The following is a 13,437-nucleotide window of genomic DNA, read 5'->3' as shown; positions in this document are numbered from 1 at the left end:
AATTTTGCACTTGACAGTCAGTATTTTGAACTTAGTATACATACACGCCTGTATGTGATTTTGCAATTTCCCTTTCCGGAGATCCACTCCATGCCCACCCGCTCCCCGACCCGCCGGGCCATGCCCGTTGCCGGCCTGATCGCGACCCTGTTCGCCGCCCTGTGGCTGTCCGCCTGCGGCAACGGCGAAGAAGCCGCCGCCCCCCGGGCCGGCGGCATGCCCCCACCGCCGGTGACCCTCGACGCCCTTGAGCCGGAAGACGTGAAGGTCCGCGGCGACTATGCCGGACGGGTACGCGGCTCCCGGGAAGTAGAAGTGCGGGCCCGGGTGGAGGGCATTCTGGAGGAACGGCTCTATGTGGAAGGCCAGGCGGTCAGTCAGGGGACCCCGCTGTTCCGCATCGACCCCGAACCCTATGAGATCGCCCTGAAGATGGCCGAGGCAGAGCAGGCCAACGCCCAGGCCGGGCTGAATCAGGCCCAGCGGGAATGGAACCGGATCTCCGACCTGTATCAGCGCAATGTCGTCAGCACCCGGGACCGGGACCAGGCCCTGTCGGAACTGGAACTGGCCCGCGCCCGCCTGGATCTCGCCCGCGCCTCGGTGGCCGATGCCCAGCGCAACCTGCGCTACACCACGGTGGTAGCCCCCATCGAAGGGACCACGGAGCTGGAAAGTCTGCCCGAGGGCAGCCTTATCAGTCAGGGTACTCTGCTCACCTCACTGACCCAGCATGACCCCGCCCATGTCCGCTTCTCCCTGCCGGAGCAGGATGCCGCCATCCAGCGCACCGCCCGCCAGGCCATGATGACACGCGAAGCAGTACAGAGCCACGAGGTTCAGCTGCTGCTGCCCGACGGCAGCCTTTATGAACACACGGGCCAGGTGGATTTCACCGACAGCAACATCGACCCCCGCACCGGCACCGTCTCCGCCCGTGCCGTGTTCCCCAACCCTGAGCGTCTGGTGGTCCCCGGTCAGTTCGTGCGGGTACGCATCATGGTGCAGGAGCTCAAGGACGTGTTCCTGATCGATCCAACCGCGGTGAGCCAGGACCGGGACGGCCCCCGAGTCTTCCTGGTGGACGAGGACGATACCGCCCGTGCCCGGCACGTGCGCCTGGGACCGTTGGTGGATGGCCGGCAGGTGATCCTGGACGGACTGTCCGCGGGCGAACGCCTAGTGATCAACGGCCACGTGGGCCTGCGTGACGGCATCAAGGTGTCTCCCGTGAACGCTCAGGGACGGGATCAGTGATGCTGCGTTTTTTTATCGATCGACCGATCTTTTCGTCCGTCATCTCCATCATCATCATCGTCGCGGGGCTGGCCTCGCTGCGGGCGCTGCCCATCGAACAGTACCCGGACGTGGTGCCGCCCCAGATCGTGGTCCAAGCCAGCTACCCCGGCGCCAGTGCCCAGGTGCTGTCGGAGTCGGTGGCGGCGCCCCTGGAGCAGGAGATCAACGGGGTGGACAACATGATCTACATGGAGTCCTCCAGTACCGATGCCGGCACCATCCAGATCACCGTAACCTTCGAGATGGGCACGGACCCGGACCAGGCGGCCATCAACGTCAACAACCGGGTTCAGGCCGCCCTGCCCCGCCTGCCCCAGCAGGTGCGTGACCAGGGAGTGCGGGTGCAGGCTCGCTCCACCAACATCCTGCTGGTGACGGTACTCAGCTCCCCGGACGGCCGTTACGACCCCATCTTCATCAGCAATTACGCCCTGCTCAACGTACTGGATGAACTGGTGCGCCTACCCGGCGTGGGGGATGCTTCCCTGTTCGGGGCTCAGGACTACTCCATGCGCATCTGGCTGCGGCCGGACAAGCTGGCCCAGTTCGATCTCACCCCGTCCGACGTGGCCAACGCCATCCGGCAGCAGAATGCCCAGTTCGCCGCCGGGCGCCTGGGCGCCGAACCCGCCCCGGTGGATCAGGCCTTCACCTTCACCGTGACCACCCGCGGCCAGCTGGCGGACCCGGCGGAATTCGAGCGCATCATCCTGCGCGCCCAGCCCGACGGCAGCACCCTGCGGCTGGGGGATGTGGCCCGGGCGGAACTGGGGGCGCAGAACTACGCCTTCTCCGCCACCCATAACGGCCGCCCCACGGTGCCCATGGGCATCTATCTGCAACCCGGGGCCAATGCCCTGGACACGGCCCGGGCGGTGCGGGCTGCGCTGGATGAGCTTTCGGACCGTTTCCCGGAAGGGCTGACCTACCATATTCCCTATGACACCACCGAGTTCGTGGAGATCTCCATCCGCGAGGTGTTCATCACCCTGTTCATTGCCGTGGCCCTGGTGGTCCTGGTGACCTTCCTGTTCCTGCAGCACCTGCGCGCCACCCTGATCCCGGTGGCGGCGATCCCCGTGTCCCTGATCGGCACCTTCGCCGGCATGCAGGCACTGGGGTTTTCCGTCAACCTGCTGACCCTGTTCGGGCTGGTGCTGGCCATCGGTATCGTGGTGGACAACGCCATCATCGTGATGGAAAACGTGGAACGCCTGATGGCGGAAAAGGGCCTCAAGGCCCGTGAGGCCTCGATCCAGACCATGCAGCAGGTGGCGGGCGCCGTGGTGGCCTCCACCCTGGTCCTGGTGGCCGTGTTCGCACCGGTGGCCTTTCTCGGCGGGCTGACCGGCGAACTGTACCGCCAGTTTGCGGTGACCATCGCCGTCTCGGTGGTGATCTCGGGTATCGTCGCCCTCACCCTCACCCCGGCCATGTGCGCCCTGCTGCTGGACAAGCAGCCCCACGCCCCCAGCGCCCCGTTCCGCCTGTTCAACCGGCTCTTTGATCGCATCACCGAGGCCTTCGTGGCCACGGTGGCCTTCCTGCTGCGCCGGTGGGTGCTGGGGCTGGTGCTGTTTGCCGTTTTCACCGGCAGTGCCGTGTGGCTGCTGGATCGCATGCCCACGGGACTGGTGCCCCAGGAAGACCAGGGGGTTTCCCTGGTGGTGGCGCAGCTGCCGCCGGTGTCGGCCCTGGGACGCACCGAACAAGTGCGGGACGCCCTGTCCGCCCAACTCATCGGCCAAGAGGAGATCCAGGACTTCACGGCGTTTGCCGGCTTCGACATCATCGCCGGCTCCCTGCGCACCAATGCCGCCGTGGGCTTTGCCAATCTGACCGACTGGAATGATCGCCAGGGTGAAGGGCAGGATGCCGCTGCCATCGCCCGCCGCATCATGGGCATGGGCATGGGGATTCAGGAGGCCAACGTGTTTGCCTTCATCCCGCCCCCGATCATGGGCCTGTCCCTGACCGGCGGCGTGGAAGGCTACCTGCAGGTACGGGGGGACACCACGCCGGCACAGATCGAGGCCCTGGCCCAGAAGCTCGCTACCCTGGGCAACGAACGGCCGGAGCTGACCAACGTGCGCAGCACCCTGACCACGGGTATCCCCCGCTACCACGCCGAGGTGGACCGGGAGAAGGCCATGGCCGCGGGCGTGCCCATCACCGAGGTCTTCGATGCCATGCGCAGCACCTTCGGTTCCCTGTATGTGAATGACTTCACCTTTTCGGGACGCCTGTGGCAGGTGAACCTGCAGTCCGAGGGTGAATTCCGCAGCCAGGCCGAGGATCTGCGACGGGTGTTCGTGCGATCCAGCAATGGCGACATGATCCCGCTCAGTTCCCTGGTGACCCTGGAACGCACCAGCGGGGCGGATCTCATCGACCGCTTCAACATCTTCCCGGCGGCGAAGATCCTGGCGGACCCGGCCCCGGGCTATACCACCGGCCAGGCCAAGGCGGCCCTGGAAGCGGTGGCGGCGGGACTGAATCAGGAAGCGGACACCCTGCTGGGCTGGATCGGCGAGGCCTATCAGCTGGATGCAGGAGCCGGTGCCGGCGGTGCCGCCTTCGCCCTGGGGATGCTGATGGTGCTCCTGATCCTGGCGGCCCAGTATGAACGCCTGACCCTGCCGCTGGCGGTGGTATCGGCCGTGCCCTTCGGGGTGCTGGGGGCGGTGATCGCCTCTTTCGGCCGGGGCTTCCCCAACGACATCTATTTCCAGGTCGGGCTGCTGGTGCTGATCGGTCTGGCGGCGAAGAACGCCATCCTGATCGTGGAGTTTGCGGCCCAGAACCGGCGTGAGGGGATGTCTACCACCGAGGCCGCCACGGCAGCGGTGCGGCAACGTTTCCGGGCCATCGTGATGACGGCGTTCACTTTCATCATCGGCACGCTGCCGCTGGTATTCGCCAGCGGCGCCGGGGCGGCCAGCCGTCAGGAGATCGGCACCGTGGTGGTGGGCGGCATGCTGGCGGCCAGTACCCTGGCCCTCTTGTTCGTACCGCTGTTCTATAAACTGTTGGAGGACATGGCCGACGGGTGGAAGGCCCGCCGCGACCAGGCCCCGCAGGAAAACCGGTAACGCGGCTCTTCGCCCCCTCTCCCCGGTTTGGGAGACGGGGGCCGGGCGGCCCGGCTCAATCACCTGGCTCCAAGCATTTTCAGTCACCCAATGTATTCCATGCAGTATTTTCATGCCGTTCGCCATACAGCCCTGGCCCTTGGGCTATTCCTGGCTGCTTCCTGCGCCATGGCCCAGGAAAGCCGCTGTCATGCGGGGGCCGGGATCATCGCCACCGGCAGCAACCTGGGACGCCTGGATTTTCAGGAACCTGTCTGGGTGGGCAGTTGCGACTATGCCATGGAGATGAGCGGCAACCGCCGCTGGGAAACGGCCCTCGGCTACATGGGCCACGCCTATCCGGCCGCCTTCCTGGGTCAGTCAGTGATCATTCCCTTCACCGGGCACCTGGACCTGATGCTGGGCGGCGCGGTACTGGACAGAACCACCAGCTCCATGGGCAGCCATCTCAACATCCATGCCGGGGCATCCCTGCGCTTGGGAAAACACTTGCGACTGGTGTTCCGTCACCTGAGCAACGCCGGCCTGCGCTCCCCCAATCAGGGGGAAAACATGCTGTTGGTGGATCTGCGTTTCAAATAAACGGGTCAGATCAGGTGCTGCAGCCCCTGCTCCAGCGCCTGGCACCGCTCCGGGAGCCAAGCATCCGGGCCAAGCAGGGTGTCCAGCCCCAACTGGGCCAGCCGCGCCCGGGGCTGGTCCTGCACCCCGGCCATGATCACGGTCACGCCCCCGGCCAGGGCGTCCCGGATGGCGGCCTCCAGGGCCACCGCCGTGGTCACGCCCAGGTGGGGCACCCGGCCCAGATCCACCACCAGCACGCCGGCCCCTTCCAGCTTGGGTTCCTGACGGGTGATCGCCGCCGCCGCGCCGAACACCAAGGGGCCGCTCAGATGCAGGATCTTCAAGCGTCCCTTGCCCTGGGCCAGCAGCGCCCGTTCCTCCGGTGACAGGTCGGCGCAGCGGCCGTTGGTGACGTTGTCCTCGGGCCGCCGGGGCGGCAGGATGCAGACCGCTTCGGCCTGCACGTCCGCCAGCCGGCGGATGGTCATCACATTGGCCACGAACAGGCCGATGGCCACGGCGGTGATCAGGTCCACGAACACGGTCATGGCGATCACCCCGTAGAGGATCAGGGCCCCCTTGGGAGATACCCGGTGGGCACGGCGCAGGAAGCGCCAGTCGATGATATCCAGCCCCACCTTCACCGCGATCCCGGCCAGTACCGCCAGGGGGATGTTGGCGGTGAGCCCGGCGGCCCAGATCACCACCACGGCCAGGATCAGGGCACGCACGATACCGGACAGGGCTGAGCGGCCGCCAGCCTGAATGTTCACCACCGTCCCCATGGTCGCCCCCGCCCCCGGCAGGCCCCCGAACAGGCCCGAGGCCAGGTTGCCCATGCCCTGCCCCACCAGCTCCTTGTCCGAGTTCGATTCATGGCGGGTCATGCTGGAGGCGATGACAGAGGACAGCAGGGCATCCACCGACCCCAGCAGGGCCAGCACCAGGGCGTCCACCACGATGATCAGCCACTGCTCCGCCGTGAACACCGGCAGTTGCAGGGAGGGCAGCCCGGAATTGATGGGGCCGATCACCCGTACCTGCTCACCGCCCAGCCAGTACATGACCGCCAGCGTTCCCAGCACCAGCACAATGAGTTGGGGTGGCAGGTAGCGTTTCAGGCGGGCCGGCATGAACAGCAGGATGGCCAGGGTGGCACCGCCCAGCAACAGTTCCATGGGATCGATGGCCGCCAGCAGGCCGGGCAACCCCTGCAGGGTCCCGATCACGCCCCCCGCCGGGGTGGCATGCCCGAGCAGGCCGGGAAGCTGCAGGATGATGAGGATGATGCCGATGCCGGTCATGAATCCGGAGATCACGGTATAGGGCATCATGGTGACGTAGCGTCCCAGCTTCATGGCGCCGAAGGCCATCTGGAACACCCCGGTGAGCATCACCACGGTGAAGGCCATGGCCATGCCTTGCTCCGGATTGGCGGCGATCAGGGAGGCGATCACCGCCGTGAACACCACCGTCATGGGGCCGGTGGGTTCGGAAATCAGGGTGGGCGTGCCGCCGAACAGGGCAGTGAACAGGCCGATCAGGATGGCGCCGTAAAGCCCCGCTTCCGCGCCGGCGCCAGAGGCCACGCCGAAGGCCAGGGCCATGGGCAGGGCGATCACCGCCGCCGTCACGCCGCCGAACAGGTCCCCCTTCAGGTTGTTGAAACGGATCTCGTTGAAGACTCGCATCTGGGCTTCCTCATTGAGTAGACCCATTATCGAAGGGGATTCAGTTCAACAATAATCGAAGTTCGTTAAGGAATTCATTTCATCGAATCTATGAGTGCTCCAGGTTCAGGCATCGCCATGCCTGAATAGGTCCCCCGAGCATGAAGATGTTATTCCCGCCGGAACTCGTCATTCCCGCGCCTTGATTCGTCATTCCCGCACCTTGATTCGTCATTCCCGCACCTTGATTCGTCATTCCCGCACCTTGATTCGTCATTCCCGCACCTTGATTCGTCATTCCCGCACCTTGATTCGTCATTCCCGCGGAAGCGGGAATCCAGTCGCGGATTGAAGCCATGGATTCCCGCTTTCGCGGGAATGACGGTGGGAAGGGGCGCGGGAATGACGGTGGGAAGGGGCGCGGGAATGACGGTGGGAAAGGGCGCGGGAATGACAGTGAGAGTGTGCGTGGGAATGACAGCGGGAGCGGGAGAGGGAGCGGGAGCGCGCATCGCTCAATCATCAAGCGTAGTCACGGCCTTCCTGCCCATACATAGATTTCCGTCGATCTATTAAATAGAAACAATCGATTTATAGATATACCCACAGGTCATGTAGCTTTCCCATAGAGCAAACGTCGCCTTCCCGTCAGAGGCGGGGCACAGACCACAGGAGCTGATGACCATGAGCGTGAAGACCTACGACGCGGGTGTGAAAGAGTACCGCGAGATGTACTGGACCCCGGACTACGTCCCTCTGGATTCCGACCTGCTGGCCTGTTTCAAGGTCACCGGACAGCCGGGGGTGCCGCGGGAGGAAGTGGCCGCCGCCGTGGCCGCCGAGTCCTCCACCGGGACCTGGAGCACCGTCTGGTCCGAACTGCTCACCGACCTGGAGTTTTACAAGGGGCGCGCCTACCGCATCGAGGACGTGCCCGGCGACAAAGAATCCTTCTATGCCTTCATCGCCTATCCCATCGACCTGTTCGAGGAAGGGTCCATCGTTAACGTGCTCACCTCCCTGGTGGGCAACGTGTTCGGCTTCAAGGCCTTGCGCCATCTGCGCCTGGAGGACATCCGCTTCCCTCTGGCCTATGTGAAAACCTGTATGGGGCCGCCCAGCGGCATCCAGGTGGAACGGGACAAGCTCAACAAGTACGGTCGCCCCCTGCTGGGCTGCACCATCAAGCCGAAGCTGGGACTGTCGGCCAAGAACTACGGCCGCGCCGTCTACGAATGCCTGCGCGGCGGCCTGGACTTCACCAAGGACGACGAGAACGTCAACTCCCAGCCCTTCATGCGCTGGCAGAACCGCTTCGAGTTCGTGGCCGAGGCGGTGGCCGCCGCCCAGGTGGAGACCGGTGAGCGCAAGGGCCACTATCTTAACGTCACCGCCCCGGACCCGGAACAAATGTACGAGCGGGCCGAGTTCGCCAAGGAACTGGGGCAACCCATCATCATGCACGACTACATCACCGGCGGCTTTTGCGCCAATACCGGCCTGGCTAAGTGGTGCCGCAAGAACGGCATGCTGCTGCATATCCACCGGGCCATGCACGCGGTGATCGACCGGCATCCCAAGCACGGCATCCACTTCCGCGTCCTGGCCAAGTGCCTGCGCCTCTCCGGCGGCGACCATCTGCACACCGGCACCGTGGTGGGCAAGCTGGAAGGTGATCGGGCCTCCACCCTGGGCTATGTGGATCTGCTGCGGGAATCCTTCATCCCCGAAGACCGCTCCCGGGGGATCTTCTTCGACCAGGACTGGGGTTCCATGCCCGGGGTATTTGCCGTCGCCTCCGGCGGCATCCATGTCTGGCACATGCCTGCCCTGGTGAGCATCTTCGGCGACGACTCGGTACTGCAGTTCGGTGGCGGCACCCAGGGCCATCCCTGGGGCAATGCCGCCGGCGCCGCCGCCAATCGGGTGGCCCTGGAGGCCTGCGTCAAGGCCCGCAACGAAGGCCGGGAACTGGAACGGGAGTCCCGCGAGATCCTCACCGACGCGGCCCGCCACAGCCCCGAACTGGCCATCGCCATGGAGACATGGAAAGAGATCAAGTTTGAATTCGACACCGTGGACAAGCTGGACGCGGGCTGATCCCCGGCATCCCGGACCGGATCATTCCCTTTTCCGAACATGAGGACCTGCAGACATGCCTTTCCAGAACACCATGGGTGATTACCAGACCCGCCAGACCCTGGAAACCTTCGGTTTCCTGCCCCCGCTGACCCAGGAAGAGGTCTTTGACCAGATCGCCTACATCATTGCCCAGGGCTGGACGCCGGGCATCGAACATGTACATCCGGACTTTGCCATGAACCACTACTGGCCCATGTGGAAACTGCCCTTCTTCGGTGAAGTGAACCTGGACCACGTGGCAACCGAGTTGGAGGCGTGCCACCGGGCCTATCCGGATCACCATGTGCGACTCACGGGCTATGACAACTACACCCAGAGCCAGGGCGCATCCTTCGTGGTGTTCGAAGGGCGGCGCTGATCGCGGACAGAGGCGGACCACGAGCGGGGGTGAGACCATGGCTAATCCAGTATCCAGCAGTTCCAGCGGGCGCCAGGCGGCACTGGCACGTCGCCAGGCACTTTCCAGCCAGGGGAAGGGCAACGCGGGTGCCGCCACCCGAGCGGCAACACCTCGACCGGCGCCGGTCTCCAGCCAGCCGGACCCCCGCGCCCGCCCGGCCACGCAAACGGTGACGGTGACGACCCCGCCCCGGCGGCGCAACACGGCCGTCAGGCCCGTGGTCGCGGAGTCTTCCGGTCGCGCTCAGGCTCAGGCCCGCCGCGCCGCCCTCTCCCGGGCCGGCAAGCGGGCCGATACCACCAGCGACCGGGTCCGCCGCCCCCCCGCGAACGTCACTCCCGACGCCGCGGCGTGGGACCCGCAGGCTTCCGGCTGCCGGTGCGGCGGACAATGCGGCCATCACACCGAGTCCACCGTTCAGAAACAGGACAGCACCGTGACCCGCAGCCACGTCCTGTCCCGTCCCGGGAGCGACCGGCGCCGGCCGGCACCCCGGCGCGCCGCCCCGAATACCCAGCCCACCGGCCGCCTGCAGTCCCTGGCCCGGCGCGCAGCCCTGTCTTCCAGAGGCAAATCAGCGGCCGGTACCCCGGCATCTGCGGCCAGCCTCGCCCGTCAGGCCAACCCTCGCCTGTCCGGGCGGGAACTGGCCCGCAGTGTACGGGCCCAGCGTAGCCAGGGTGGCGCCATGGGCACCCGACGCGCCACTCCCGCCGGGCGTACCCGCCCCGGTCGTCCGGGGCCGGCGCAGGATCAGACCTGGAAGGTGGGTCTGTCCGAGACTGCCGGCGGTCAGGCGGTGACGGGGACGCGGGTAGGACGCAGCCGGGGCATGACCGGCGATGACAGGGGCACCTGCCTCGCGGTCACCGGCACCGAATACCTGGGCGCCGAGATCTTTCACGAGTTTTGCCAGACCTCGCCGCCCAGCCAGCCGGAAAAAGTTCACGTCACCCGCACCGGCCAGGGCAGCCGGGTGACCGGCAACGAACTGGGCCGGGGTGCCCGGGTGACGGGTAACGAGCCGGGCACCTGCCGCCGGGTGACCGGGAACGAATACGTGGGGCAGGAGCAGTACGAACAGTTCTGCGATACCCCGCCGCCGGGGCCGACCCAACCCCCCAAGGTCAGCCACGGCACCACCGCCCGGGGACACACCCTCTCCGGCAGCCTGCCTGGCCGCTCCCATCAGGTGACCGGCGATGAACCAGGCACCTGCCAGGCCGTGACCGGCACACCCTACGCCGGGCCGGAAGAGTTTGCCGCCTACTGCCCCCCCGCGGCACAGGCACGGATCGAAGCACGCACCAGCCTCGCCGCTCAACCCGGCCGGCCGGACTTACCCCAACCCCTGGAGGCAACCCCGCGGGGAGAATTCAGCATCGCCTCCCCGGCCCGGCAGGTCGCGCGTGGACAACGCACTGTGGGGGTGACGGGTACCCGCTATGAGCAGCGGGGTGGTCGGATCACCGGCCCCTTCGACATGGCGGCGGACAAAGTCACCGGTACCGAACAGGTCCGCCCGGAACGGCTGCCTGCCGTGCCGCTGGATCCCCAGGCCCCGATCCCGGATACCCCGCCGGCCGACTTTGACCCCCAGCCGGAGACACCCCGCCGGACCCGCATCACCGGTGAGGGCCAGTCCAGCGGCCGAAAAATCACCGGTGATGACTGGGAACGGGGCGAGCGGGTGACCGGCACCGAGGGCAGTTCAGCCCGCCGCCGCAATCCCACTCGCCTCGGCCCCATGGGTGCCATGCCGGCCGTGGCCCACAAGCGTAACGAGGATGTGCCGCCCCCGGTCAGCCGCGTCACCGGCAGCAGCGGCAGCACGGAAAAGGGATCACTGGTCACCTACTCGGGCGGTGCCCGGGGCTGACCGAACCAAGCCATTGTTCATTCACCGACCTGACAAGCGCCAGAGACCGACACACCATGCTCACCCGCCGCCGCTCACACCGTGACAGCCTGATCTGGGCCACCGCCCCGACGGTACACAGTCGTGGCCGTGGCAGGGCACCCGCTCCGCACACACCGGCAGTCCAGACGTTTCACCGGCCCGAACCGGTACAGGGGCAGGAAAGTCATCCCGGACATGTGCACCGGATCACGCCCCCGGCGCACAACGGCCAGCCCCCGCTGCATCCGCTCACCGACAAGGCCGCCAACCACCGACTCCAGGCCTACGAGACGGCGGTGAAGTCATCCTTTGACCGGATCCTGCCGTTGCTACGGGAACTGACCGGCCTGCGGCGGGAGAAGGGTTTCATTGCCAAGGCACAGGCCCTGGCGGAACAGACCCTGGGCATCCGGCTACCGGAACACCTGCTGGAAGATGCCTGGATCAAGGGGCTGGATATGTCACGGCTCCATGCCGCCTGCCTGTTCGAGACCTATTGCCGCATGGCCGACGGCTTCTTTGCCCACGACCCGCTCAAGGGCCACGACACCCGGGCCTTCAATGCCTTCCTGCAGAGCTGTGGTTTTCATCTGATGGATGTCACCCCCTGCGCCGACGGACGTCTGGCCCATGCCATCAGCTATGTGCTGCGCCTGCCCTTCGGCGCAGTCAGACGGCGTTCATCCGCCGGCGCCCTGTTCGATGTGGAGGACACGGTAAGCAAATGGGTGGAGGTGGAGCATGCCCGCTATCGGGCCGGGACCCCCAACACTGCTGACGCCCCCACCCGCTATCTGAAGACGGTGATCTATCACTTCAGCTCCCGTCACCCGTCCCACGAGGGCTGCGCCGCCCACGGCTCCGACGATACGGCGGCGGCCGGAGCCGGCCTGGAGCGCCTGCTGGCCTTCCGCCAGGCGGTGGAAAACGGATTCTGCTGCGGCGCCTCCGTCGCCCTGCTGCTCATGGGTCTGGATACGGATACCGATGCCCTACGCATCCACGTCCCCGATGCCCAGGGGCACATGGATCTGCAACTGAGTCTGGACACCGGAGACATATACCATCAAACCCTGTCCATGACGCCGGAGGCCGCCCGCAGGTACATCCTGGAGCAGGTTCGTCGGCACGCCCCCGCCGCCCCCGACGAGGGCATGGTGAAACTGATCGCTCAGCTGGTGGAACACAATCTGTCCCAGTTGGACTACGTGAGACGCCGTCACGGTGGTGCCTACCCGGATCAGGGCCATGCGGAGCGTTTCATGGGTGTGGGCGTCGGCTTCGAGGAAATCCAGTTGCGCAACCTTACCTTCTTCGCCTGCCTGCGCACGGTGGAGGAAGGTGCCGCCGACCTGGATGTGGGCTGCCGCATCCTGGGCGGACTCAATCACCCCCATGGCAGACCCATTCCGGTGGTGATCCGCTTCGACTACCACGGTCAGGTACCCGGTGCCCGGGAACGGGCCATCACCCGCTGCCGGCAGGTGGACCGGGCCATGACCGAACGCTTCGCTCCCCAGGTTCGCGACGGCCTGCTGCACCGACTGCTGGTGGTGCGGGACTGTGACACCCGCGCCGGTCTGGAACGGGTGGCCTCGTCCCTGGACCCGACCGGACAAGGAGGACACCGATGAAGATCTGTCAGGTGGAACGCCCCCTGGTATCCACCAACCGGATACCCGGCTTTGAACACAAGCATCTGCTGGTGGTGCGCGACGGCAGTTCCCGTCAGGTGGCGGTGGACTCCGTGGGCTGCATCCCCGGCGACTGGGTGATCTGCGTGGGCAGTTCGGCGGCCCGGGAGGCCGCCGGCAGCAAGGAATTCCCCAGTGATCTGACCATCGTCGGCATCATCGACCGCTGGCCGCCGGAATCCGAGACGGGTGCCATCGGTCCCGGGGAGCACGGCTGATGGAGGTCCGACAGGTGGTGGGTTCGCTGGTCTGCACCCAGCGCATCCCGGGGCTAGCCCATGTGGATCTGCGTCTGGTGCAGGACCCCCAAGGCCACCAAGCCGTGGCCACCGATCCGGTGGGGGCTCGCCCGGGTGACTGGGTGTTCCTGGTCAGCGGCTCCGCGGCCCGGTATGCCATGGGCAACGCGGACATCCTCACCGACCTGACCGTGGGCGGGGTGATTGACCAGTGGGAACCGGCATGACGGGGATTTTGACAACGATGATCCGAAACAACACAGGAGAGACATCATGAGTGGCGACAAATATGGCATTGCCCTGGGGATGATCGAGACCCGCGGCCTGGTCCCCGCCATTGAGGCGGCCGATGCCATGACCAAGGCCGCCGAAGTGCGGCTGATCGGGCGGGAGTTCGTGGGCGGCGGCTATGTGACCGTGCTGGTGCGCGGCGAGAC

The 13,437-nt window shown here is 66.2% G+C and carries 11 protein-coding genes; 10 read left to right on the top strand and 1 reads right to left on the bottom strand.

Translation table 11 applies throughout. The annotated features are described in order from the left end of the window. Window positions 1-90 precede the first annotated feature (90 nt). The 3 genes from LQ952_RS02260 to LQ952_RS02250 all read left to right on the top strand — a co-directional run bounded on the left by LQ952_RS02260 (window position 91) and on the right by LQ952_RS02250 (window position 4,973). Window positions 91-1,257: an efflux RND transporter periplasmic adaptor subunit gene (locus LQ952_RS02260; RefSeq protein ID WP_238621036.1), complete on the top strand. Its 1,167-nt coding sequence runs from the start codon at window positions 91-93 to the stop codon at window positions 1,255-1,257. Beyond that, a complete protein-coding gene (locus LQ952_RS02255; protein WP_238621035.1) occupies window positions 1,257-4,391 on the top strand; it encodes an efflux RND transporter permease subunit in 3,135 nt (1,044 codons plus the stop codon). Before LQ952_RS02260 ends, LQ952_RS02255 begins: the two co-directional genes overlap by 1 nt. Before the next feature lie 99 nt (window positions 4,392-4,490). Then, complete coding sequence (locus tag LQ952_RS02250; protein WP_238621033.1) at window positions 4,491-4,973, top strand: acyloxyacyl hydrolase; 483 nt, start codon at window positions 4,491-4,493, stop codon at window positions 4,971-4,973. Window positions 4,974-4,978: 5 nt separating this feature from the next. On the opposite strand, the gene LQ952_RS02245 is transcribed toward LQ952_RS02250, so the two are convergent. Further along, entirely contained in the window at window positions 4,979-6,646 is a 1,668-nt protein-coding gene (locus tag LQ952_RS02245; RefSeq protein WP_238621031.1) for a SulP family inorganic anion transporter, read from the bottom strand. A gap of 663 nt (window positions 6,647-7,309) precedes the next feature. On the opposite strand from LQ952_RS02245, the gene LQ952_RS02240 reads away from it, so the two are divergent. The 7 genes from LQ952_RS02240 to LQ952_RS02210 all read left to right on the top strand — a co-directional run. Next, window positions 7,310-8,725 (top strand): form I ribulose bisphosphate carboxylase large subunit, encoded by a 1,416-nt coding sequence (locus LQ952_RS02240; RefSeq protein WP_238621029.1) that lies wholly within the window; start codon window positions 7,310-7,312, stop codon window positions 8,723-8,725. A 55-nt stretch (window positions 8,726-8,780) separates the two neighbouring features. Then, entirely contained in the window at window positions 8,781-9,125 is a 345-nt protein-coding gene (locus LQ952_RS02235) for a ribulose bisphosphate carboxylase small subunit (protein ID WP_238621027.1), read from the top strand. Between the two features lie 37 nt (window positions 9,126-9,162). Further along, on the top strand, window positions 9,163-11,046 hold the full coding sequence (locus tag LQ952_RS02230) for a CsoS2 family carboxysome shell protein (RefSeq protein WP_238621026.1): 1,884 nt from the start codon (window positions 9,163-9,165) through the stop codon (window positions 11,044-11,046). 56 nt (window positions 11,047-11,102) lie between these two features. Then, complete coding sequence (locus LQ952_RS02225; protein WP_238621024.1) at window positions 11,103-12,701, top strand: carboxysome shell carbonic anhydrase; 1,599 nt, start codon at window positions 11,103-11,105, stop codon at window positions 12,699-12,701. Next, window positions 12,698-12,979, top strand: coding sequence for an alpha-carboxysome shell vertex protein CsoS4 (gene csoS4 / locus LQ952_RS02220; protein ID WP_238621023.1), 282 nt, complete (start codon window positions 12,698-12,700; stop codon window positions 12,977-12,979). The genes LQ952_RS02225 and csoS4 overlap by 4 nt, the downstream gene beginning before the upstream one ends. After that, on the top strand, window positions 12,979-13,227 hold the full coding sequence (locus LQ952_RS02215) for a carboxysome peptide B (protein WP_238621022.1): 249 nt from the start codon (window positions 12,979-12,981) through the stop codon (window positions 13,225-13,227). The genes csoS4 and LQ952_RS02215 overlap by 1 nt, the downstream gene beginning before the upstream one ends. 46 nt (window positions 13,228-13,273) lie before the next feature. Beyond that, the coding region (locus tag LQ952_RS02210; protein ID WP_238621079.1) for a BMC domain-containing protein at window positions 13,274-13,437 on the top strand (164 nt) is incomplete at its 3' end.

It is taken from the genome of Ectothiorhodospira lacustris (assembly GCF_022227785.1).
Classification (GTDB): Bacteria; Pseudomonadota; Gammaproteobacteria; order Ectothiorhodospirales; family Ectothiorhodospiraceae; genus Ectothiorhodospira; species Ectothiorhodospira lacustris.
Note: the sequence above shows the minus strand (reverse complement) of the source record. Positions and strands in the feature narration are given on the sequence as shown.